The organism is Streptomyces sp. NPDC048185 (assembly GCF_043202495.1).
Lineage (GTDB): Bacteria > Actinomycetota > Actinomycetes > Streptomycetales > Streptomycetaceae > Streptomyces.
On record NZ_JBIDAN010000017.1, the window covers coordinates 40,123 to 63,191 of the forward strand.

Sequence of the window (23,069 nt, forward strand, 5' to 3'; positions counted from 1 at the left end):
ACCGGTACCGACGACAAGGGGGACCAGTGAATCCGTACGCCGTGCTGGCCGCGGCGGCAGCCGAGTGGCACCGGCTGGCCGACCGCGTCACCGGACCCACCCGAGAGCGCCTCGCCGCCCTGCTGACCGTCGTACGCCACCGCGAGGCCGGGGAACCCGCCCGCCGCGCCGCCGCGGAGGAGGCCGCCGGGCTGCTGCGCCGGGCCCTGCCCGACGCGTTCGGCACCGCCCAGGAGGCCCGGCTGGCCACCGGCACGACGACCGGCACGGACAGCGCCACCGGCACCGCCACCGACCCGTCCTACCTGGGCTTCCGCGCCGACGACCTCGCCGTCCTGCTCCTCGACGGGCACCGCATGGTCGGTCCCGTGCTCGGCCCGGTGCGCGACCGGCTGCTCGCCGAACCCGCCCTTGACCCGGCCACCGTGCTGCGCGACGGCGGCGACCCCTACGCCCGCGACCTGATCCGGCTGCCCGGGCCCGGCGGACTGGCCCGGCTGCCCCGGTTCCAATTCTCCGAGGGCTGCCTGCCCTGGCTCGTCGTCCTGGAGGTCAACGCGCTCCTCGACGCCGCCCGCGACCCGTGGGGCGCCGCCGACTGGTGGCTGGCCGGCAACGCCTGGCTCGGCACCGCGCCGGCCGCCCTGCTCGGCACCGGACAGGAGCGCCGGCTCGCCGACACCGCGCGCCTGCTGATGGAGGACGTGTGACCGCACCGACCGCGCCGTACGAGGAGGCAGACCCGCCGTGCCCAACTACCGGCCGCCCGAGAAGCTGACGGGCACCCCGGCCAGGGCGACGCTCGCGCAGGGCACCCTGCTGCACCGCGTCCACGCCCTGCACCGCAGCGCCACCGCCTTCAACCCGCAGCCGGCGCACTGCCTCTACGGCGGCGGACGCTTCGACGCCACGCCCTGCGACCGCTACGGCTACCTCTACGCCGGCACGACCCCGGGGGCCGCCGTGTGCGAGACCCTGCTGCGCTCCGTGCCCTTCGACCCGGCGGGAGGCCCGCGCCTGGTGCCCGGCGTCGCCGTCGCCCGGCGCGGCCTGAGCACCCTGAGGCTGGCCGCCGACCTCACCGTCGTCTCCCTGATGACCGCTCAGGACCTCGCCGGGGTACGGCAGGACGGCTGGCTGGTGCAGACCGAGGCGCAGGACTACGCCTACACCCGGGACTGGGCGCACTGGATCCGCCGCCACACCGACCCCTGGGCACAGGGCTTCGTCTGGGCCTCCAAGCGCGAGCCCGGCGACCGTACGGTGGTCCTCTTCGGCGACCGCTGCCCGCCCGGCGCCCTGGAGGCGCTCCCCGGCCACACCGTCGACTTCGCCACGGCCGGCGGACGCAGCCACCTCGACTCCGTGCTCCAGCCCTACCACGCGCAGCTCGCCCCCCAGTAGAAGGCCCGCACCGTGCCCGACACCCCCGTCACCCCCGAGGACCTCGCCGCCGAACGCGAGCGGACCCTCGACGCGCTCGGCCGGCTGTCCGCCGACGACCCCGACGTGCCCGGCATGTGCGCCTACGTCGGCGAACTCAGCCACCGGCTGTACCACCTGGACGGAGCCGAGCCGGACGGCGAGGACCTCCACCTCGCCCTGGAGGCCTTCGAGCGCGCCTTCCGCGAGCCCGGGCCCGAACCCGTCTGGTGGGCCTGGCGGATCCTGTACGGACACCTGCTGGCGATCGAGTACGACGACTCCCGGGACCCCGGACTCCTGGACCGCGCGGAGGAACTGCTGCGGGCGGGCGTGGACGGCCTCACGCCCGACGAACCCGGACTCGACGACGTCCTCGCCCTCGGCCGCCGCGTCCTCGCCAACTGCGCCAAGGAGCGCTACCTGCGGCACCGCGAGGACGACGACCCGGGCCCGCTGCTCGACGAGGCGGTGCTCCGCCACGCCGACGCCCTGGACGACGCGACACCCGGCGACGACGACGAGGCCGAGCTGCACAGCTCCCTCGGCTTCCTGCACCTGGAGCGCGCCGAGCTGCGCGCCGACCCCGGTGCCGCCGCCGAGTCGGCGCGCCACTACGCGGCCGTCCTCGACGCCGGCCCGCCGGACGTCGACCTGCCGCACGTCCGGCACAGCCTGGGCCTGGCCCTGCTGCTGCGCGGCCGCATGACCGCCGACCGCGACCTGCTGGAGGCGGCACGGGACGCCTTCGGCACCGCCCGCGCCGAGCTGCGCCGGGCGCACCGGACCGGCGGGGAGGAACCCGACTGGGCGTTCCGGTCCGAGGCCGACGCCGTCTTCGTCCGCGCGCTGATCTGGAGCACGTGGCAGGACAACGGCCAGTGCGCCGCCGCCGAGGTCGAGCTGCGGGACGTGCTGGCCCGGCCGGACGCCGAGGACCGGCTGGCGCCCCAGTACCTCGACGTCTTCGGCCGGGTCCTCTACGAGCGGGCCGCCGACCGCGACGACGACGCCGGCCGGGACCGGGGCATCGCGCTCCTGCGGCGGGCCCTGGCCCGGTGGGAGCCGGCCCGCGACGGCGACGTCACCCCGACCGCCTTCTTCCTCGCCGCGTTCCAGCAGGCCCGCTACTCCGCCGACTCCGACCCCCGACGCCTCCACGACGTCCTGGAGGCGACCGGGCGGCTGCTGGAGCGGCCCTCCGGCGACTCGGCCATCACCAGGATGGCGCGCCTGCTCGACGGCTGGGCGCGCTACGTGCTCGCCGACCGCGGGATGCTGCCGGAGGTCGACGGGCTGCCGCAGGGCCTGGACGTCGCCGCCCTCGGGCAGGCCACCGAGGGCATGCTCGAGGACTTCCAGGAGGGCCGGTCCTTCGTCGACTTCGGCGAGGAGGAGTTCCTGCGCGGCATCGGCCGGGACATGACGTCACCGCGCGTGCGCACCGAACGCCTCAACTGGCAGCTGGAGCAGTTCCGCGCCGCCGAGCCCGGCGGCGAGGCCCGCGCCCAGGCCGCCGCGATGCTCCTGAGCAACCTGACCGTCACCGACCCCGAGGGCGACCTGCTCGGTCCCGGGATCCGGCAGGAACTGAGGGAGGCCGTGCTGCAGCGCGCCGAGGCCGACCCCGCCTGGGCCGGGCGGGCCCACGCCGTCCTCGGCATCGCGCGCCTCCAGGAGGAGACCAGCAGCGGCTCCGGCGCCGGACTCGACGAGGTCCTCGCCCACTTCGACCGGGCCGAGGCGGCCGGCGGGAGGGACGACTACGGGCTCGCCCTGGCCCGCTTCGTGGCGCAGACCCAGCGCGGCCAGACCGGCGGCGCGGCGGACGACATGGAGGAGGGCGCGGCCGTCTGGCGGCGACTGCGGGACGACCCCGGCCTGCCCGCGCACGTGCGCCGCACGCTGGACGTCCAGCAGGCGGGCTTCGACGCCCACACCGCCGTCCGACGCGGGGACCTGGCCGCGGCCGACCGGCACATCGCGGCCCTGGCCGAGGGGCACGCCGCGATGTCGCACGACGACCCCTCGCGGATCGAGGCCTTCACCTCCCTGGAGAACGTGCGGGACGCCCGCGACGCCCTCGCCCACAACCTGGGGGCCCCGCCCTTGCCCCCGCTCACCGGCCGTCCCGGTGCGGCCCAGCTCCGGCGCGAGGCCAAGCGCCTGCCGCGCGACCACCGCGCCTGGGTGCTCGGTGACAACGGCATGCGCTGGTTCATCCGGGCCGGGCAGGCGAACGACGGGCCCGGCCTGGCGGACGCGATCGGCCTGCTCCAGGAGGCCCACGACCTGTCCGCGGAGGGCGGCGACGACCGGCTGCGCTACGCCTACGGCCTCGGCGTCGCCCACTGCGCCCTGTCCACGCTCCAGTTCGACCGGCTGCACAGCCGGGAACGGCTGGCCAAGGGCATCAGGTACCTGGAAGCCGTCTTCGAGGAGGCCGGCGGACCCGAGCACCGCCTGTACGCGGAGATCGGTCTCGCCCTGGCCCGCGCCTACCGCACCCGCGACGACCTCCACCGGCGCGACCGCCCCACCGCCCGGCGCGTCGGCCTGTCCTCGCTGCGCGGCCACACCTGGGCGGCGCTGCTGCAGTCGGGCACCGACCACGCCGCCCTGGCCGCGAGGCAGGCCACCGGGGCGGCGCTGGAGGTCGCCGGCTGGTGCCTGCGGGACGGCAGGCCCGAGGAGGCACTCCAGGCGCTCGACGCCTGCCGCGGGCTCGTCCTGCACGCGGCCGTCGCCTCGACCACCGTGCCCGGCCTGCTGGCCGCGGCCGGCCGCACCGACCTCGCCGACGAGTGGAGTGCCTCCGGCGCCGGCGAGGGTCCGGCCGACCCGCTCACGGCCGCACGGACCGCGCCGAGCGTGCCCAGTTCGCTGCGCCGGCGCGTGTTCGCCGCGCTCACCGGGGGCGACGCCCCGAGCGCGGCGCAGCTCCTGGACCCACCCGCGCCGGAGGAGATCGGCCGGGCGCTGCGCGCCGTGGGCAAGGACGCCCTCGTCTACCTGGTCCCGGCCGGCGACGACGTCCCCGGCACCGCCCTGGTCGTCACCTCCTCCGCCCAGGTGCACGCGGTACCGCTGCCCACGCTCAGCCAGGACGCGGCGCCGCTGAAGGCGTATCTCCCGGTGTCCCAGGGACCGGCCCGCGCCGAGGGGGGCGCTCCCGAGGCCGCCCTCGCCTCCGGCACCGTCCTCGCTCCCGGCCGCGACCTGGGACCCGTGCCGGGAGACGCCCCCGGCGGCAAGCGGCCCCAGGACGCTCAGACCCTGCTGCGGGAGCAGCTCGACCGGCTGTGCGGCTGGGCCTGGTACGCCGCGATGCGGCCGCTGCTGGAGGCGTTCGAGATGCCGGGCGGCCGGCCGCCGCGCCTGGTGCTGGTGCCGATGGGCACGCTCGGGCTCGTGCCCTGGCACGCCGCCTGGGAGCCCGGCGGACCCCGGGGCCGCCGCTACGCCCTCCAGGCCGCCGAGATCTCCTACGCCGCGTCGGCCCGCCTGCTGTGCCAGGTCGCGGCCCGCCCCGCCGCGCCGCGCACCGGCCCCGCGCTCGTCGTCGGCAACCCCACCGGCGACCTGCGCTACGCGGGCGAGGAGGCCGACGCCGTGCAGCGCGTCTTCTACCCGCACGGCCGTTTCCTCGGCCGCCGCACCACCGGTGCCGCGGACACGCCGGACGGCGCGGGCACCCCGCGGGAGGTGCTGGACTGGCTGCGCGGCACCGCGGCGGACGAGGACGGCGGCGTGCTGCACCTCGCCTGCCACGCCGCCGTCACCGCCAACGCCCGCCGCAGCGCCTATCTGGCCCTGAACGGGGGCAGGCTGGCGGCGGAGGAGCTGACCGACGCGGCCGGCGGGCCGAACCGGCGGCTGTCACTGGTGCTGCTGGCCGCCTGCAGCAGCCATGTGTCGGGGCGTGGCCACAACGAGGCGTTCAGTCTCTCCACCGCGTTCCTCGTGGCCGGCGCGGACGCGGTCGTCGGCTCGCTGTGGCCGGTCCCGGACGAGGCGACCTCGGTGCTGATGTTCCTCACCCACCACTTCCTGCGCACCCACGGCGAACCCCCGGCGAAGGCGCTGCGCCGTGCCCAGCTGTGGATGCTGAACCCCGACCGGGAGCTCCCCGACGACCTCCCCTCGGCCCTGGCGGCCCGCTCCCGCCGCATCGATCCGCACGATCTGACCGCCTGGGCCGGCTTCACCCACCTGGGCCGGTGACCTCCGCCTCCCCGGCCGGTACGAGCGTGCGCAGCGGCACGGTGAGCGTCGTCCACCGCCCGGTGTCGGGCCCGAGCGCCGGGCCCAGGTCGCGGGGGGCCGGGGAGGTGAGCGGATTCCACGCGGGCAGCTGGAAGGGCAGCGTGTTCAGCTCGCGCTCGGCGACGATCAGCTTGAGCCAGTCCCGGACCTGGGCGCCGGGCACCACCGGCCGGCCGGGCGGCAGGGACAGCTGTACGGCCTCGCCGTCCAGGGCGTGGCCCGTACGGCCGGGGCCGATGAAGTGCCCCGGGTACAGCACGGAGTTGCAGGCGTAGCTGTCCGTCAGATCGAGCAGCAGGCACCACAGGGTGCGGTCGGGGGAGCGGTTGTGCAGCCGGATCGACACCCGGGGCGCCTCCGGTCCGTCCGGACCGGACGTGTACCGGCAGACGATCTCGCCGCTGCCGTCCGGCAGCAGCACCTCGCCCGGCGCCGCGTTCCGCGGCACGATCTCCACGCGGACCAGGCCGTCCAGCGGCGACGGTCGGGGCGTGAGGTCCCGGATCTCGTGCCAGCGGGTCAGATGCTGCAGGCAGCGGACCACCCGCGTGGCATCGTCGCGGTCCCTGTACGGCAGCGGCGCGGTGAACGGCGTCCCGTCCCGCCGCTCCACGTGCGCCGCGTGGTCGTCCACCCGTACCCGCAGTTGCAGCCCGGCCGCCTGTCCGGGCCCGTCGGCCAGCCGCAGCAGCGGCGACGGCGCCACCGCCTCGGCGAGTTCCCGCACCGCCCCTGCGGGGCCCTCCAGCCGCACACTGCCCGGCGCCAGCGCGAGGGCGGAGACCACGACCGGGTACACCCGGCTCCGATCGGGCACCCAGCCCACCGGATCGACGAGCGTCCGCTCCATCAGCACGTCCCGGGCCCACAGCACGAGCCCGCCCATGAGCCCCCCGGCATCCCCGGCCCCGGCGGGTCCGTCCGCACCCGGTCCGGTCGGGTTCGTCCCGGCCGGTCCGGTGGGGCTCGCCCCGTCCCCGGTGTCGGCCCCGCCCGGCGCGGTCGGGCTCGCCCCGGCCCCGGCGGGTCCGTCGGCACCCGGTCCGGTCAGGCCTGCCTCGGCTCCGGCGGGTCCGTCCGCACCCGGTCCGGCGCCGTCCGCCTCCGGGACCGCCACCGTGAACTCCGCCGCGCCCGTGCCCTCCCGCAGCCCGTGGGCCGAGCCGCAGTCGACCTCCCAGCCGTCCGGGCCGTAGCGCAGCAGGTGCGCGTTCGCCGGTGCCGGGCGGAATCCGGGCAGGCCGAGGAACGGCTGGTCCGCGGGGCCGCCCGGCGCGTCCGGCAGGAGCACCGGCTGCTGCTGGCGCCCGGCACGCGCGACCCGCCCGGCCGCGGCCGCCAGCAGCTCCCTGCACGTGGCGTCCGGACCGGCGGCGCGCGCCGCCGCGACCAGGGCGTGCGTGAAGACGCCGTGCTGCCGCCCGTCGAACCAGTCCTCGTACGACGGCTGGTTCAGCCGGCTCGCCGCCATCAGCAGATGCCGCCCCCCGGGCGCCTCCGCCTCCGCCACCGCCTCCCGCGCCGCCGCACCGCCCGCCGGCAGCTTCCAGGCGGGGCTCGGCGCGGCGTACCGCAGTCCCTGCCGCCGGGTCGCGCCGCCCGAGTGGCAGCAGTCCAGGACCGCCGTGACCTGGGCGCCGCCCGCCGCGACCGCGTTCAGCAGCGCACCGAGCCGCTTGTCGAGCAGCGGGCCGTCCACGCACAGCACGGCCTGGTTCAGCCCGGTCGCCTCGATGAGGAGATCGGCCCCCGTGGCGGGCATCTGCGTGCCGTGCCCGGAGAACCAGAGCAGCGCCGTGTCCCCGGGACCCGCCTTCCCCAACTCCCGTACGACCGCCTCCTCCACCGCGGCCACCGTCGCCGCGCCGTCCAGCAGCACGGTGACGTCCGCCCGTTCACCGGCGAGGTCCGCGACCAGCCGCCGCGCCGCGTCGATGTCGTTGCCGCAGCCCGTCAACGCCGGCGCCACCTCGGCCGGATATCCGTCCACGCCCACCAGGAGCGCATGGATCTTCCCCATGCGGGAGAGTCTGTCAGCGCCCGGGACGCCACGCCGAGCGAACGCGACGACCGGACCGGGCCCGTTCCGGGCGTGTTCCGGTCACCGGCAGGTCGTTCGGTCTTTTGAGTCGCACTCTTGACGGATCGTCACTACGCTTCGACCCACGTGCATCACGCAACCGGTTCTCCGGTGCGCGCCACCCATGAATCTCGGGGGACACCATGGGGTACGCAGAACACCCACGCCGCATCGTCCGGCCCGGACAGCAGGGACCGCAGGGGCCGTCCGCCCGGCCCCTGTCGACGCCGGGCGCCGGCCGCCGCCTGGTCGGCGACCTGGGCACGCCCCGGCGTCAGACCTCCGGCGCCCCCGGCCCGGACGTGACCCGCCGCGAGCTGTACCGGCCGCGCCCGCGGGCCCTGCGCGACGCCCTGCACCGGCTGGACGCGGGGATCGACGACCAGGCCTGCCGCTCCCTCGCCGAGTGGATCCGCGAGGAGTACACGACGTCGTACGGCGCGGTCCCGCTCGGCTTCGTCGCCCGCTGCTACCTCGGCCCGCCCTACGTGGACCACCAGCTCAACCTCTTCGGCGTCATCGTGCGGCACTTCGCCCCCGCCGAGCCCATGCCCGACCCGTACTCCTCGGCCCGGATGCTGGCCCGCTCCGGCGGCTACGCGTACGTCGAGGTGTACAGCGACGGACTGATCCTCCCGGTCCTCGAGGACGGCACGGTCGTACGGCCCTGAGACAGCCCCGCCCCGAGAACGCCGGCCACCGAAGCCCCGCCCCCGAAACGGAGTTCGCGCATGTCCGAGGTCGACTACGCACTGCACCGCAAGGTGCAGGAGGTCAGCAACCTCGTCGTCAGACTCACCGAACAGGTCGGCTCGGTCTCCGGCCAGGTCTCCACGGTCGAGGCCAACCAGCAGCAGACCCGCACCGAACTGCAGGAGCTGCGCGACGAGTTCCTGGCGTTCGTCCGGCAGGCCGAGACCACCGCCAACGTGCAGCGCGCCGAGACCCGCATCGGCGTCATCGAGGACAAGATCGACCACGAGTTCGGCCACCACAAGACCGTCCGCCGCACCGCGGTCGGCATGCTCCAGGCCTTCGACGTGGGTCTCGTCTCCGAGGACAACGTCCGGATGGTCAGCGACCAGCTGATGATCCAGACGCCCCGTTACTGGCTGGCGCCCGCCCTCGTCGCCCTCGCCTCCTGGTCGGCCGACGACCGGGGGCTGTGCGAGCGCGCCGTCGACGAGGCGTTCCGGCGCTCACCCGACCGCACCTCGCTGTTCTTCGCCCTCGTCCTGCGCCGCCAGGGACGCCGCGAGGGCGCCGTGCGCTGGCTGCGGCACTACCTGCTGGCCCAGGACCCCGCCTCGCTCGGCCGCGAGTTCGCCGTCATCCTGGAAGCCATCGCCCAGGGCGCCTTCGGCGTCGTGGGCCGCGACCTGCTGGACCGCACCCTCGCTGAATGGCGCGCCCAGCTCGCGGACAGCGCCGACGCGCAGACCCGGCAGATCACCCGCTGGCGCGAGGAGATCCTGGCCCTGCGCGGCCCGTCCGCGCAGCAGGAGTTCCCGCGGCTCGCGGCCGTCTCACCGCAGTGGGCCCAGCTCGACGGCGTGCTCTCCGGCGCCCGGGGCCAGCAGCTCCTGCTCGACAAGTACCGGGCCGTCCTCGACCGGGACTTCACGCCCTCGGAGCGCATCGAGGACGCCGTCGACGACATCCTCGACCGGCTGGTCTCCGAGTACGACAACGAGGAACTGCCGCTGCGCCGCGACCTCGCCTTCAACCAGGCGGTGGTCGACCACGACGGAGACCTGGAATCCGCCCGCCGGGTCGCCGACGCGGACGCCGCCTCGTACGAGGAGACCCTCGACTACCTGACCGTGCAGACCACGGCCGCCCTCAACCCGGAGGCCATCGGCACCTCACCGGCCACCCAGCGCCTGGCCGTCGCCGCCTGCCACGACTGGTTCCAGCAGGCCCACGCCGGGCACACCCGCGACTACCGCGCGGCCGTGCCGCAGGACGTGCAGGCGCACTTCGACACCGCGTACACCGTCGCCGCCCAGTCCTTCCGGCTGCCGCCCTGGACGGGGTCGTTCACCCAGCCCCTGGCCACCCTGGAGAAGTCCCTCGCCGACCACTGGGACCGGCACATGACCCCGTTCATCGAGGCGCTCGGCTACCCGTGGCTGAAGAAGGCCGCGCCGCTGGTCGCGGTGATCGTCGGCATCCTGCTCTTCATCACGCAGGTGAGCGTCGGCTTCGCGCTGGGCGCCGCCGCCGTCGTCGGCGTCGTGTGGGGCCTCGTCCTGCACAACGGCGCCCAGACCGCCCGGCGCAACCAGGACACCGCCCGCCAGGCCCTGGAGGCGGCCAGGACGGAGTCCCTGCACGCCCTGCGCGGCGCCTCCGCCGAACTCACCGACTGGTACGAGAAGTTCCGGGCCGCCGACCAGGTCGAGGCCAAGGTCCGCGAGCTGATCGCGTCCCTGCGGACCGAGGACGGCCCGGCCTCGCCGTTCGAGGGCCGCACCGTACGCCAGGAGGACGACAACCGATGACCACCCCCAGCACCCCGCCGGCCGGTTCCCCCACCCCGCCCCACCCGCGCACGCCCCCGGGCGCGTCCCCGTGGGCCGGCTCCGCCGACGCCGGGCGGACGCAGTCCTCCCCGTGGGGCGCCGTCCGCCGGACGCAGCAGGAGCGCGTCACCAGCAGACTGCGCAAGCTCGTCGAGGGCCTGCCCGACTGGGAGCCCCTGCCGCCCGGCGAGACCCTCGTGCGCCGGCCCGGGAGCACCGCCCCGTGAGCGGGCTGTGGGGCGACGGCGGCGCCTACCAGGCCTGGGCCGACTTCCTGCGCCGCTGGGCGGCCCGCGAGCCCGCCGACCCGGCCACCCTGCCCGCCCTCACCGACGAGCACTACGACGCCGAGACCTGGGTACGGCTCGGCGCCCACCTCACCACCGCCTTCAACACCCGCCTCGGCTCCTGGGCCGACGCGCTGGTGCGGGCCCTGGACCAGGCGCGCGACGAGTTCAGCTACGGCCGCGAACTCACCCAGGCCCGCGCCGGACTGCGCGAGGTGCGCGCCCTGGCCGCCCACCCCGGGCTGCCCGAGTCCCTGCGCACCGAGCTGCTGCGCCTCGTCGACCAGCAGATCCCCCACGTGCAGGAGCAACTGGAGCACCAGCTCGCCGAGGAGGAGCGCCGCGGCGCCGACCGGCGCCTGCTGGAACGCCGCCGCCGCACCCTGCGGGACAACGCCCTCACCGGGGTCCTCGCCGCGCCCCCGCCCGCCACACCGACCGTGCCCGACCCGTGGGCGGCCGACGTCCCCGGCAGCCCGCCCCGGCGCCGGATCGTGCCCGGCTGAGCCGCCCGGGGCCGCCCGCACCGCACCGCCCCGCACCGGCACGCGCATCCCGCCCACCCTCGCCCCGAAGGCCGTACCCCGTATGTCGAACTACGCCGAGAGCCTCACCCACCTCGACAGCTACATCTCCGCCCGCGTCCCGGTCATCGCCATGCGGACCATCGAGCAGCAGCGCGCCCTGCGGCTGCTGCGGGAGGCGGCCACCCAGTCCCGGCGCAGCAACATGCCGTTCTGGATCTACACCCGCGCCACCGGCCTGCGCGACCTGCGGACCAACGCCTCCGTGCAGGACGACCGTTCGCTCACCGGCGCCATGGACTTCGCGGCCACCCAGTTCGGCAGCCGCGCCAACGCCACCGTCGTCTTCGTCGACCCGGACGAGCTCGAGTCCGACACCCCGGTCACCCGGCACTTCGCCGAGCTGGCCCGGCTCGCCGACAGCAACATGGGCAGCATCGTGATCATCACGGACACGCCGGTCTGGAGCGGCCTCCAGCGGCTCGGGATGAGCCTGAAGCTCGACCTGCCGGACTCCGAGGAGATGTACGGCATCCTCAGCGGCTTCCTCGGCGACCACCACGGCCACATCCCGATCGAGTGGACCGAGGAGGACGCCCGCCGCGCCGCCGAGTTCCTCAGCGGCGTCACCGAGGCGGAGTGCATCAACCTGATGGCGACCATCGCCGCCAAGGGCGCCATCCTCAAGGAGGACGTCCTCGGCCTCGCCCAGGCCAAGGACCGCATCTTCAGCGACCTGACCGGCCTCGAGCGCGTCCAGCTCCGCGACAGCGACTACGCCGTCGGCGGCCTCGTCGGCCTGCGCACCTGGCTGCGCCGCAAGAACGACATGATCTCCCGCGACCTGCGGCAGACCGCGCTGCGCCCGCCCCGCGGCGTCCTGCTCGTCGGCGTCCCCGGCTGCGGCAAGTCCCTGTCCGCCAAGGCCATCGCCCACGAGTGGCGGCTGCCGCTGTACCGGCTCGACATGGCCAGCATCCACGGCAAGTACCTCGGCGAGTCCGAGGGCCGCTTCCGCGAGGCGCTCGCCATGGCCGACCGGGTGGCGCCCTGCATCCTGTGGATCGACGAGATCGAGAAGGGCCTCGCCGGCCGCGACGACATGTCCGGCGTGCCGCAGCGCATCATCGGCCAGTTCCTGTACTGGCTCCAGGAGTCGCAGTCCCGCGCCTTCGTCGTCGCCACCGCCAACGACATTCGCAGCCTGCCGCCGGAGCTGCTGCGCAAGGGCCGCTTCGACGAGCTGTTCTTCGTCGACCTGCCCGATGCCGAGGACCGCCGGGAGATCCTCGGCATCTACTACCGCCGCTACCTCGAGGCCGAGCCGGAACCGGAGCTGCTCGGCCGGCTCGTCGACCTCTCCGAGGGCTTCGCGGGCTCCGACATCGAGGCCGCCCTGCACAGCGTCGGCGAGGAGGCCCTGTGCCGCGGCGGCGTCGCCAACCTCAAGGACTCCTTCGTCCTCGACACCTTCGCCGACGTACGTCCGCTGAGCGTCAGCAACCCCGAACAGATCGAGGAGATCCGCGCCTGGGGCCGCGAACGCGCGGTACCGGCCGGCCGCGGCGCGGTGACTCCGGTCCCGGGCGACGGAGGGCGGACGCGGCGGATCGTCTTCATGGACGAATGACGGCTGTGACGGGGTCCGACGCACAACTGTGACGTGCGTGAAGGCGGGTGACTCGCGGTCCGGCTGTTCCCGGCACAGGAAAGTCGTCCATACTTCCGCCGTGGAGCAGCGCATAGGTTCGAGCAGCAAGCCCCTGGAAGGCGCCGGTTTCGACCCGGCCTTCATCCCCGGGCTCACCTCGCCCGTGTCCGGCGAGCCGGAGGACGCGAAGCCGGAGGAGGTGGAGGAGGAGAAGCCGCCGGCGGCCGCGGAGCCCACCGACGACCCGGTCACCGCCGAGGAGCCCGGCACCGAGGAGGTCCCCGACGGTCCGGTCTTCGAGGCGTCCGACCGCCGCGCCCGCATCGTCGCCGACCACAAGGGCGTGAGCCTGGCCCTGGACGACCAGGAGTGCGAGTTCCGCTGGGACGAGATCGGCGCCGTCGAGACGGAGACCGGACGCTTCGGCAAGCGGTTCACCGTCACAGTGCACACGCCGGACCGCCGCTGGTACCCGATCGAGATCGAGGCCCCGTCCCGCAGCCGCTTCAAGGAGTGGGAGTCGGCACTGGACGAGGTCCTCGACGCGTACTTCGAGGACGGTGAGTCAGAGGCGTCCTCCAAGACATCCGAGACCTCCGAGGCGTCCGAGACCTCCGAGGCGTCCGAGACCTCCGAGGTGTCCGAAGCGTCGGAGGCCGCCGACACCGCCGCCGACACCGCCGAGAAGCCCGGGCCGACGGCCGCCGAGTAAGCACATGGCGTGAAGATCCCCGCACGCCCTCTTGCCCCACCGGCCGCTTTCCGCTTCCTTGACTCGCATGGCGGACACCACGGGCAACACCAGGGACAGCGGTGCACCACTCGCAGCCGGGGCCGGTCCGGCCCCCCGTAAGTCCAGTTGGCGCCACATCGGCCCCGGCATCGTCGTCGCCGCGACCGGTGTGGGCGCCGGCGACCTCGTCGCCACGCTCATCGCGGGCAGCAACTTCGGCTACACGCTGCTGTGGGCCGCGATCATCGGCTGCCTGGTGAAGATCTCCCTCGCGGAGGCGTGCGGCCGGTGGCACCTGGCCACCGGTCGCACGCTCTTCGACGGCTGGGCGAGCCTCGGCCGCTGGACCACGTGGTTCTTCGCGGTCTACGCCGTGATCTGGGGCTTCGTCTACGGCGCGGCGGCGATGTCGTCCAGCGCCCTGCCGCTGCAGGCCCTGTTCCCCGACGTGATGGACCTCGAGTGGTGGGGCGTGGCCTGCGGCCTGGTCGGCCTCGTCTTCGTCTGGTTCAACAAGTACGACGTCTTCGAGAAGGTCATGACGGTCCTGGTGGGCGTCATGTTCGTCGTCACCGTCTACCTGGCGATCCGGGTCACCCCCCACCTCGGCGACGCCTTCGCCGGCCTCCTCCCGGTCCTCCCGGACGAGAAGGACTCCGTCCTCAACACGCTGGGCCTGATCGGCGGCGTCGGCGGCACGATCACGCTGGCCGCCTACGGCTACTGGGTCAACGCCAAGGGCTGGACCGACACCGGCTGGATGAAGGTCATGCGCCTCGACAACCGGGTCGCCTACGCCACCACCGGCATCTTCGTCGTCGCGATGCTCTTCGTCGGCGCCGAGCTGCTGCACTCGGCGAACATCGCCATCGCGAGCGGCGACAAGGGCCTGATCCAGCTCGGTGACGTCCTGGAGGACCAGTACGGCACCGCGACGGGCAAGCTCTTCCTGATCGGCTTCTTCGCCACCTCCTTCACCTCGCTGATCGGCGTCTGGCACGGCGTGAGCCTGATGTTCGCCGACTTCCTGGCCCGGCAGCGGGGCGAACGGGAGGCGCGCGGCGACGAGCTGGCGTCGGGCCGCCGGGAACGCTCCTGGGCCTTCCGCGCCTACCTGCTCTGGCTCACCTTCCCGCCCATCGTCCTGCTCTTCCAGGGCCAGCCCTTCCGCCTGATCATCATCTACGGCGTCCTGGGCGCCGCCTTCATGCCCTTCCTCGCCCTCACCCTGGTGTGGCTGCTCAACTCCGCCCGCACACCGCGGGAATGGCGCAACGGCGCGCTGAGCAACGGCATGCTCGCCGTCGCCGGCCTGCTGTTCCTGGTGCTGTGCGTGAAGCAGGTCTGGGACCAGCCGTGGTCGGAGTTCTTCTGAGCCCGGCCGGGGGCCTCAGCGCAGCCGGTCCCACTGCTCGCTGAGCGCGATCTCCTGGAGCTGCTCCATGGTCAGCGCGGGGGCGTCACGGGTGGCGTCCTCGTGCTGGGCTCCGGTGTTGAAGGCGCTGACGACGACGCGGAGGCCGTCGGGCCGCATGGTGTCGGCGGTCCACATCACGACCCCGGAGCCGCCCTTCTCGCCGGGCCCCTGCGAGGTGGCGAGCAGGGTGCCGTCGGGGCGGGTCTCGGCGGAGCCGTAGAGCTGGCCGGCGACGTCCCGCATGCCGGGCTGCACGTTGATCTGGACGAGGCTCCTGCCCTTGCCGTCGTCGAGGACGAGGTAGGCGTACTCCGCCTCCTGCTCGCCCCGCGAGACGACGTCGACCCCGTCGGGCAGCAGCGATTCCAGCGTCTTGCCGATCGCCGCTCCCGACGCCTCGGGCGCCCGGCTCGGTGCCGCGGACTCCGACGCCGCCGCCTTCTCCCGGGCGGCCGCCTTGGGGTCCTCGGGGATCGCGTCCACGACCCGGCGCCACACGTCGGCGGTGACGACCTTGCGCAACTCGGCGGGCGACAGCGGCGGCTGCGGCCGGGTGATCGCGGCGTCCTTCTCCGCCGGCGCGTTCCACTCGCTCAACGACACGTGCTGTCCCCGGGCCGTGACCAGCTCCGCCGACCACCACTTGGTGTCCACGCGCCGGTCGGGATACTCGTAGCCCTGGTAGATCATGAGCACCGAGCCGTCGGCCAGCCTGCTGGTGGTGCAGTCGTCGTAGGGGACCATCGCCTTGTCCGGGCAGGTCGTCCGGTCACGGACGTCCCGGCTGCCCGGCTCCACCCGGTCGAGGCTGATGCCGATGGCCGCCGGGCCCTTGCCGTCGTCGAACACGACGTGGGCGTACGGGGGCAGCCCCGGGACGGTGCCCTGGGCCTGCTCCTCGCTGACCTCGCCCTCGGGCAGCAGCTCCTCGAGGGCCTGGAGGAGGTCGTCGCCGGAGAAGGAGGCGGCGGGCGCGGGGCTCGCGGCGGTGGCGCTCGGCGGGGCCGCGGCCGACGCCTGCTGCGGCGCGGCCGAGTGGCCGCCGCCGGGCAGCAGCAGCGCGCCGCCGACCCCGACCAGGGCGATCCCGGCCGCCCCGCCGAACACACCGGCCCGTCGCCGCAGCCGGGCCCGGCGGCCACGGGTCCGCCCACCGGCGGCCAGCGCGGCCCGGTCGGCGTCGAAGCTGTCGCCGGCATCGCGCAGAGCGGCGGTGAGACGGTCCTCGAAGGGACTCGGGTGCTGGCTTTCGGGCATGACGAACCACCCTTTCGGCAAGGTGAGATGAGAGACGTGAGGCGGACGGGGGCCGTGTCAGGGTCTGGCGTACTCCGCGAGATCCTCGCCCAGCAGCTCCCGCAGCCGGCCGAGCGCCCGCGAGCACCGCGTCCGCACGGCCGCCGAGCTGACGTTGAGCACGTCGGCGGTCTGTTCGACGGACCGGTCCTCCCAGTACCGCAGGACGATGACGGCCCGGTCCTTGGCGGGCAGCCGGGCGAGCGCGGCCAGCAGCGTCAGCCGCAGCGGCGCGTCCCCGTCCCCGGCGCCCGGCAGATCGGGGAACACGTCCGTCGCCCGCTCGCCGCTGCTGCGCCGCCGCTGGTGGGCGAGGAACGCCCGGGTGAGCACGGTCTGCGCGTACGCGGCGGGGTTCTCGGCCCGGGACACGCGTCCCCAGCGGACGTACAGCCGCCCGAGGGTGTCCTGCACGAGATCCTCGGCCAGATGCGTGTCCCCAGCGGTGAGCAGACACGCGGACCGGTACAGATGCCCGGCCCGCGCCCCCGCGAACTCGGCGTAGTCGTCCGCCCGCCCCTGCCACATACGACGCGTCCCCCTGCGCTCGCCCGGTACCGCCTTCACCTCATTGATGCGGTGGGGCCGGGGAAATGTTTCACACGGTTTCGGGTCCGCGCCCCGGGCGCCCCCGACGGCGGAAACGGCACCGCCCCCGCCCACGTCACCGTGGGCAGGGGCGGACGGAGCCGGACGGACGGTCACGGCAGGGCGTGCACGTGGGCGCCCACCGCGTTGGACCAGGCGTTCCCGGCCGTCGCGTCCCAGTTCGTCGACCAGGTCATGGCGCCCCGCAGGGACGGGTATGTCCTCGACGGCTTGAAGGTGCCGCAGTTCGTGCCCTTGGTCAGGCAGTCGAGGGCGTTGTTCACGACGCTCGGCGACACGTAGCCGCCGCCGGCGGCGCGGGTGGAGGCGGGCAGGCCCAGGCCGACCTGGGACGGGTCGAGTCCGCCCTCCAGCTGGATGCAGGCCAGGGCGGTGAGGAAGTCGACGGTGCCCTGGGAGTACACCTTGCCGTCGCAGCCCAGCATGGAACCGCTGTTGTAGTACTGCATGTTGACGACGGTGAGGATGTCCTTCACGTTCAGCGCGGTCTTGAAGTACCCGCCGGACGTCGACTGCATGTCGATGGTCTGCGGTGCCATGGTCAGCACCATGCCCGGACCGGCCTTCGCCGACAGGGCGCGCAGGGCCTGCGTCATGTACGTCGGGTTGAGCCCGTTCTCCAGGTCGATGTCGACGCCGTCGAAGCCGTACGTCTGCATGAGGGAGTGGACGGAGTTCGCGAAGTTGTTCGCGGAGGCGGAGTCGTTCACCGAGACGGTGCCCTTCTCGCCGCCGATGGAGATGATGACCTTCTTGCCGGCCGCCTGCTTGGCGCGGATGTCGGCCTTGAACTGGTCGACGGTGTAGCCGTTGAGCCCGGCGGTGTCGAGGTTGAAGGTCACGGCGCCCGGCGTCGTCGTCGCGTCCGCGAAGGACACGGCGATGATGTCGTACTGCGCGGAGACGTCGGAGATCTTCTGGACGGCGGCGCCGTTGTTGAAGTTCTGCCAGTACCCGGTGACGGCGTGCTTGGCCACGCCACCGCCACCGCCACCGCCGCCCGACTCGGCCGTACGGGCGGTCACGGCCGCGGACCTGGCGGACTCACCGGCCGCGTTGGTGGCCGTGACCTGGAAGGAGTACGACGTCGAGGCCGCGAGGCCGGTGACGGTCGCCGAGGTGCCGGTCACGGCCGTCACCTTCGCACCGTCGCGGTAGACGCTGTAGCCGGTGGCGCCGGAGACCGCGTTCCAGGCCAGGGAGGCGGAGGAGGAGGTCGTCCCGGTGACGCTGAGCCCGGCCGGGGCGCCCGGAACGGTCGGTTCCGGCTCCTGGCCGCCTCCGCCGCCCCCGTCTGGTCCGTACACGGACACGTCGTCGACGTAGTACGCCGCCTGCCCGTACCAACCGTGCGTGTACACGGACACGGAGGTGGTCGAGGCCCCGGTCCGGAAGCTCGTCGACAGCTGCTTCCAGGAGGCCGAGTCGGGCGTCCAGGTCGACACGTCGGTCGTCCCGGTACCGGTCACGCCCAGATAGGAGTACCCGCCCTGGACCCACGCGCTCAGCGTGTACGTGGAGTTGGGCTGCACCTTGACCGTCTGCGCGCACCGGGCGTTGTCCTGCCCGCCGGGCGTCGCCCTGAGGGCGGCGGTGCCGGCGTGCGCGGGGGAGGCGACGGTCGTGCCGCTGTTCGCGGAGCAGGTCCAGTTGCTCAGGCCGGCCTCGAAACCGGCGTTCTTCGCGTTGTTGACGTCCGCGGCGGACGCCTGGCCGACGGCGCTGACGGTGAGCGCCAGAGCGGCGGCCACGGCACCGGCCGCGGACCCGACCCGCATCCGTCGTTGTCCGCGCCGTCTGTGTACGGGCTCCACTGGGGCCTCCGGTGGGGAAGTGGGGAGGAAGGGGGAGGAACTCACGAACTGCCGACGGTGGCCACCGCGTTGACGTACAAGGTGGTCCAGACCAATTGAAGGTGTCAAGGGGTAGGTACGGACCAACTGCACGCCGGTGCCCGACGCCCTGCGCCGCGAACACGTGAGATGTCCCGAGCAGTGCGATGCCGGGCGAGGGGGGCCTGCGTCCGGGTGCGGGAACCGGGCCCCTCGCGGCCTCCCGCGCCGCCGCCCTCCTCGCCCGGAGCGACTCCGCACCGACCCCGCGGGCGGCGGATTGCTCGTCCTGCCCCGGTTTGCCGCCTCTTGTGCCCCGTAAGTTCCTCTTGAGGTACAGAAACGGTGTTCTCCGGTCACAGACGCGTGGTTACAGTGCTCACGTAGTCACGCAGTGAAGTCGTCCGGGTGGGCCGGAGTGATGCCGGCCGGCCCAGGGGCATGGGGAGACGGGGAGCGCGCGTGCCAACTGCCATCGCCGTGACCGGTGCCGACATGGCGCTGCCGCCGCAGGACGAACGGACCGTGCCCGCGGTCGTGCTCCAGGACGTCGACCAGCGCCCCCTGGAGCAGGTGCTGGGCGAGATGCAGGCGCTGGTCGAGCAGTACGGGCACGTGATCGTGGTGTCTTCGCAGGGCGTCTCCCCGGGCGTGGAGCGACGGCTGCACACCGTCCGGTCCCTGCTGGAGACCGACCGGATCGCCCTGTTCCGGCCGGATCTGCCGCCGCTGGGACTGGCTGTACTGGCCCGCCAGTTACGGCAGCTCGCCTCCTGCGACCTCAGCCCCGGCGTCCTCGCCTCGGCCGGACGGCTGCTCACCCACTACATCCACTCCGGCGCACTGCTCGGCTCCGTCGCCCGGCTCGACCACGTCCCCGTGAGTCTGAAGTCGCACGCCAAGTCCTGGGTGCCGGGGAGCCAGTTCGGTGTCGTCGCGCACCCCGAGCCGCAGCTGGTGCGGATCGGCCCCGACGCGGCCCTCGCGGGGCCCGAGTTCGGGACGTGGATGCTGCACGCCAAGGGACAGCTCGCGTCCGACTGGGTCACCGGCACCCTGGCCCCCTCCTGGAAGGTCCAGGGGCTGCACGAGACCCCGCTCCCGGCGGAGTCCCCCGGCTGGTGGGGGACCGGAAGGCTCACCGAGTTCTGCGCGTACCTGCCCGACCTGTCGGTCCTCTACCAGCTCGTCACCTCCGTACGGCAGAGCACCTGCCACTGGTGCGGCATCGACGTCATCGGCGACCGCTGCGTCTTCTGCTCCGCGACACCCCCCGTCGACGACGGCCACCCCGCGCCCGGCGCCCCGTCCCGCCGCGAGCTCCAGCGGGGCAGACGCGCGCTCACCGGCTAGGCCCGACCCTACGCACCTCCCGCCCCCCTCCGATCCGGCTCGACCGATTCCCCCAATGAGGTTGCACGGCCCATGAACTCCCGTCAGCGCCGCGGCATCATCCTGCTGATCCTGTCGGTCCTCTGCGCCCTCGGCGCCTTCGCCGGCGTGCTGTCCGTCATCGACGACGCGAAGTCCAAGGTCGGCCCCGAGGTCACCGCGTACCAGGTCAAGACGACCGTGGCGCCCTACACGCCGCTCAGCGCGGACCAGTTCGAGAAGGTCGAGATGCCCGAGCGCTGGCTGTCGGACAACGCGGTCAGGGACCTCTCCGGGATCCGCGGCAAGATCGCCGTGACGACGCTGAAGGAGGGATCGCTGCTGCAGAGCGACATGATCGTCGACCAGCCCGCCCTCCAGCCGGGGCAGCAGGAGGTCGCCATCATGATCGACGCGGCGACCGGCGTCGCCGGCAAGATCACGCCGGGCGCCACCGTGAACGTCTACGCCACGTTCGAGGGGGAGCGCGAGGGCGCCCCCGACCAGTCCAAGATCATCGTGACGAACGCCAAGGTCATCGACGTCGGCGAACTCACCTCGCTGCAGCCCGGCGACAAGAGCGACGACCGCCGGGCCACCGACGCGGTCCCCATCACCTTCGCCCTGTCCACCCTCGACGCCCAGCGCATCACCTACGCCGAGTCGTTCGCCCAGCGGGTCCGGCTCGCGCTCGTGGCGCCGGGCAGCGGCACCACGGTCCCGGACAAGGACCGTACGTACGAACTCGCGAAGGACAAGTGAGAGGCCCGCATGCCCACGAGGATCCTCCCGGCAGTCGGCGACGCGGACGCCGTACGGTCCATCACGACCCTGCTCAGCCAGCTCCCGGACGCCGAACCGGTCGCCCCGGTGACCGACTCCACCCAGCTCGTCGACACCCTCGCCCGGCTGGCCGCCGAGTCGGTCGACGAACTGCCCGAGGTCGTCGTCGTGCACGAGCGGATCGGCCCGGTCCCGGCGCTGGAGCTGATCCGCGAGGTCGCCCTGCGCTTCCCGGCCGTCGGCGTCATCCTCGTCACCTCCGACGCGAGCCCCGGCCTCTTCCAGGCCGCCATGGACTACGGCGCCCGCGGCCTGGTCGCCCTGCCGCTCAGCTACGAGGAACTCGCCAGCCGGGTCCAGGCGGTGGCCCAGTGGTCCGTGGGCGTGCGCCGGCACCTCGGCAGCGGCGGCGACGTGTTCACCGGCGTCGGCGGCACCGTCGTCACGGTCAGCGGCGCCAAGGGTGGGGTGGGTGCCACCCTGACCGCCATCCAGCTGGCACTCGCCGCCCAGGCGTCGGGCCGCGCCACCGCCCTGGTCGACATGGACCTCCAGGCCGGTGACATCGCCTCCTACCTGGACGTCCAGTTCCGCCGGTCCGTGGTCGACCTGGCCGCCATCAACGACATCTCGCCGCGCGTCTTGGCCGACGCCGTCTTCCGCCACGACACCGGCCTCGCCCTGCTGCTCGCCCCCGGCGAGGGCGAACGCGGCGAGGAGGTCACCGACCGCGCCGCACGCCAGGTCGTGAGCGCCCTGCGCTCCCGCTACGAGGTCGTCGTCATCGACTGCGGAGCCCAGCTCGGCGGGGCCGGCGCCGCCGCCGTGGAGATGGCCGACAAGGCGCTGCTGGTCACCACCCCGGACGTCATCGCCGTGCGGGGCGCCAAGCGGGTGGTGCGGATGTGGGACCGGCTGCAGATCCGCAAGGCCGAGGAGACGACCGTGGTCGTCAACCGGCACACGCGGAGCACGGAGATCCAGCCGCCGCTGGTCCGCAAGATCACCGGCACGGCGGTCGCCGCCACCACCGTCCCCGCGGGCTTCAAGGAACTCCAGGGGGCCGTCGACTCCGGGCGCATCCACGAACTCGACGGCCGGAGCACCGTGAAGCAGGCCCTGTGGAGCCTCGCCGGCGAGCTGGGGCTGGCCAAGGCCGCCGGGGGCGACCGCAGGAGCGGCCGGTTCCGCAGCGACCGCGGATCGGTGAGCTTCCGGCGCCGGAAGGACGGTGGGGGATGAGGACGTACGGCTCCCTCCGCCGGCGGGCGGGGGGCGGGGACGGGTTCGGCGACCGCGGGCAGGTCACCATCGAGTTCCTCGGCATGACGCCGACGATCGTCGTCACGCTGGTGGTGCTGTGGCAGCTCGTGCTCGTGGGATACACGTTCACCCTCGCGGGCAATGCCGCCGACGAGGCGGTACGGGCGGCGACGGCGGCCGGCCCGGGGGCGCGGCAGGGAGCCTGCCAGGACGCCGGCCGGGACAAGCTCCCGGGCGCCTGGGAGGGGGGCGTGGGTGTGGACTGCGGCACCGCGAACGGGTACGTGACGGCCGACGTGCGGCTCGAAGTCCCCATCCTCTTCCCGGGCACCGTCGGCTTCCCCTTCACCGTGCACGGGCACGCGGGGGCCGTGGAGGAAGAGGAGGACGACGACTGAGATGCCGTACTCCCACCACCGCGACGGACGGGCCCGCGACCGGGGCCAGGTCGCCATCGAGTACCTCGGCTTCCTGCCGATCCTGGTCATCGTCGCCATGGCCGCCGTACAGCTCGGGCTCATCGCCTACACCGCCCAGCAGGCCGGCACGGCGGCCCGTGCCGGCGCCCGGGGGGCCTCGCTCCAGGAGAGCGCCCAGGAGGCCTGCACCACGGCGGTCAGCGACTGGCTGGCCGACGGCACCGACTGCCCGCCCTCGTACGGCGGCGACGAGGTGACGGTCACCGCCTCCGTCGACATCCCCTCCATCGTGCCCGGCTGGGACTTCGGGGACGCCACCAGGACGGCGACCATGCCGCTCGACCACGGAACGGACGAGTGACGGCATGACCCGTGACCGCATGACCCGTGACTACGTGGTGAGCGACCGTCCGCCCTGTGACCGCGCGACGCGTGACCGAGTGATCAGCGACGGCCCGCCCCGTGACCGCGCGACGCGTGACCGCGTGATCAGCGACGGCCCGCCCTGCGACCGCCCGACGCGTGACCGCGTGGTGAGCGACCGCCCGCCCCGTCACCGCGCGACGCGTGACCGCGTGGTCAGCGACGGCC

The 23,069-nt window shown here is 74.0% G+C and carries 19 protein-coding genes; 15 read left to right on the forward strand and 4 right to left on the reverse strand.

Features of this window, described 5'->3' with window-relative positions:
* The first annotated feature begins 26 nt into the window (after positions 1-26).
* Genes ACGF3H_RS34280 through ACGF3H_RS34290 form a run of 3 tightly spaced genes read left to right on the forward strand, consistent with a single transcriptional unit; the run spans position 27 to position 5,646 of the window.
* Positions 27-710: a hypothetical protein gene (locus tag ACGF3H_RS34280; RefSeq protein WP_362487129.1), complete on the forward strand. Its 684-nt coding sequence runs from the start codon at positions 27-29 to the stop codon at positions 708-710.
* A gap of 37 nt (positions 711-747) precedes the next feature.
* A complete protein-coding gene (locus tag ACGF3H_RS34285; protein ID WP_362487127.1) occupies positions 748-1,404 on the forward strand; it encodes an RES family NAD+ phosphorylase in 657 nt (218 codons plus the stop codon).
* A 12-nt stretch (positions 1,405-1,416) separates the two neighbouring features.
* Positions 1,417-5,646 carry a CHAT domain-containing protein gene (locus ACGF3H_RS34290; protein WP_362487126.1) on the forward strand — a complete coding sequence of 1,410 codons (4,230 nt, stop codon included), beginning with the start codon at positions 1,417-1,419 and terminating at the stop codon, positions 5,644-5,646.
* On the opposite strand, the gene ACGF3H_RS34295 is transcribed toward ACGF3H_RS34290, so the two are convergent.
* Positions 5,627-7,708: a caspase family protein gene (locus ACGF3H_RS34295; RefSeq protein ID WP_362487124.1), complete on the reverse strand. Its 2,082-nt coding sequence runs from the start codon at positions 7,706-7,708 to the stop codon at positions 5,627-5,629. The two genes, ACGF3H_RS34290 and ACGF3H_RS34295, sit on opposite strands and share 20 nt — an antisense overlap.
* 203 nt (positions 7,709-7,911) lie before the next feature.
* On the opposite strand from ACGF3H_RS34295, the gene ACGF3H_RS34300 reads away from it, so the two are divergent.
* From ACGF3H_RS34300 to ACGF3H_RS34330, 7 genes are all read left to right on the forward strand, one after another.
* Positions 7,912-8,439: a hypothetical protein gene (locus tag ACGF3H_RS34300; RefSeq protein WP_362487122.1), complete on the forward strand. Its 528-nt coding sequence runs from the start codon at positions 7,912-7,914 to the stop codon at positions 8,437-8,439.
* 60 nt (positions 8,440-8,499) lie between these two features.
* Positions 8,500-10,272 carry a hypothetical protein gene (locus tag ACGF3H_RS34305; RefSeq protein ID WP_362487120.1) on the forward strand — a complete coding sequence of 591 codons (1,773 nt, stop codon included), beginning with the start codon at positions 8,500-8,502 and terminating at the stop codon, positions 10,270-10,272.
* Positions 10,269-10,520: a hypothetical protein gene (locus tag ACGF3H_RS34310; protein WP_362487118.1), complete on the forward strand. Its 252-nt coding sequence runs from the start codon at positions 10,269-10,271 to the stop codon at positions 10,518-10,520. Before ACGF3H_RS34305 ends, ACGF3H_RS34310 begins: the two co-directional genes overlap by 4 nt.
* Positions 10,517-11,086: a hypothetical protein gene (locus ACGF3H_RS34315; RefSeq protein WP_362487116.1), complete on the forward strand. Its 570-nt coding sequence runs from the start codon at positions 10,517-10,519 to the stop codon at positions 11,084-11,086. The genes ACGF3H_RS34310 and ACGF3H_RS34315 overlap by 4 nt, the downstream gene beginning before the upstream one ends.
* 82 nt (positions 11,087-11,168) lie before the next feature.
* Positions 11,169-12,734 (forward strand): AAA family ATPase, encoded by a 1,566-nt coding sequence (locus ACGF3H_RS34320; RefSeq protein WP_362487115.1) that lies wholly within the window; start codon positions 11,169-11,171, stop codon positions 12,732-12,734.
* A 100-nt stretch (positions 12,735-12,834) separates the two neighbouring features.
* Positions 12,835-13,467, forward strand: a complete 633-nt coding sequence (locus tag ACGF3H_RS34325) for a hypothetical protein (RefSeq protein ID WP_362487114.1) — start codon at positions 12,835-12,837, stop codon at positions 13,465-13,467.
* 67 nt (positions 13,468-13,534) lie between these two features.
* On the forward strand, positions 13,535-14,863 hold the full coding sequence (locus ACGF3H_RS34330) for an Nramp family divalent metal transporter (protein WP_362487112.1): 1,329 nt from the start codon (positions 13,535-13,537) through the stop codon (positions 14,861-14,863).
* Between the two features lie 15 nt (positions 14,864-14,878).
* Here the strand turns inward: ACGF3H_RS34330 and ACGF3H_RS34335 are convergent, their stop codons facing one another.
* From ACGF3H_RS34335 to ACGF3H_RS34345, 3 genes are all read right to left on the reverse strand, one after another.
* Positions 14,879-16,162 carry a hypothetical protein gene (locus ACGF3H_RS34335; protein ID WP_362487110.1) on the reverse strand — a complete coding sequence of 428 codons (1,284 nt, stop codon included), beginning with the start codon at positions 16,160-16,162 and terminating at the stop codon, positions 14,879-14,881.
* A 57-nt stretch (positions 16,163-16,219) separates the two neighbouring features.
* On the reverse strand, positions 16,220-16,729 hold the full coding sequence (locus ACGF3H_RS34340; RefSeq protein WP_362487108.1) for a SigE family RNA polymerase sigma factor: 510 nt from the start codon (positions 16,727-16,729) through the stop codon (positions 16,220-16,222).
* 173 nt (positions 16,730-16,902) lie between these two features.
* Positions 16,903-18,588 carry a glycoside hydrolase family 18 protein gene (locus tag ACGF3H_RS34345; RefSeq protein ID WP_362487106.1) on the reverse strand — a complete coding sequence of 562 codons (1,686 nt, stop codon included), beginning with the start codon at positions 18,586-18,588 and terminating at the stop codon, positions 16,903-16,905.
* 495 nt (positions 18,589-19,083) lie between these two features.
* On the opposite strand from ACGF3H_RS34345, the gene ACGF3H_RS34350 reads away from it, so the two are divergent.
* The 5 genes from ACGF3H_RS34350 to ACGF3H_RS34370 all read left to right on the forward strand — a co-directional run bounded on the left by ACGF3H_RS34350 (position 19,084) and on the right by ACGF3H_RS34370 (position 22,839).
* The gene (locus tag ACGF3H_RS34350) at positions 19,084-19,995 is read left to right on the forward strand and encodes a hypothetical protein (RefSeq protein ID WP_362487104.1); all 912 of its coding nucleotides are present in this window, start codon (positions 19,084-19,086) and stop codon (positions 19,993-19,995) included.
* Positions 19,996-20,067: 72 nt separating this feature from the next.
* Positions 20,068-20,775, forward strand: a complete 708-nt coding sequence (cpaB, locus tag ACGF3H_RS34355; protein ID WP_362487102.1) for a Flp pilus assembly protein CpaB — start codon at positions 20,068-20,070, stop codon at positions 20,773-20,775.
* A gap of 9 nt (positions 20,776-20,784) precedes the next feature.
* A complete protein-coding gene (locus ACGF3H_RS34360) occupies positions 20,785-22,038 on the forward strand; it encodes an AAA family ATPase (RefSeq protein ID WP_362487101.1) in 1,254 nt (417 codons plus the stop codon).
* Complete coding sequence (locus ACGF3H_RS34365) at positions 22,035-22,457, forward strand: pilus assembly protein (RefSeq protein WP_362487099.1); 423 nt, start codon at positions 22,035-22,037, stop codon at positions 22,455-22,457. The genes ACGF3H_RS34360 and ACGF3H_RS34365 overlap by 4 nt, the downstream gene beginning before the upstream one ends.
* Position 22,458: 1 nt before the next feature.
* Positions 22,459-22,839: a TadE/TadG family type IV pilus assembly protein gene (locus ACGF3H_RS34370; protein ID WP_362487097.1), complete on the forward strand. Its 381-nt coding sequence runs from the start codon at positions 22,459-22,461 to the stop codon at positions 22,837-22,839.
* Positions 22,840-23,069: the final 230 nt, after the last annotated feature.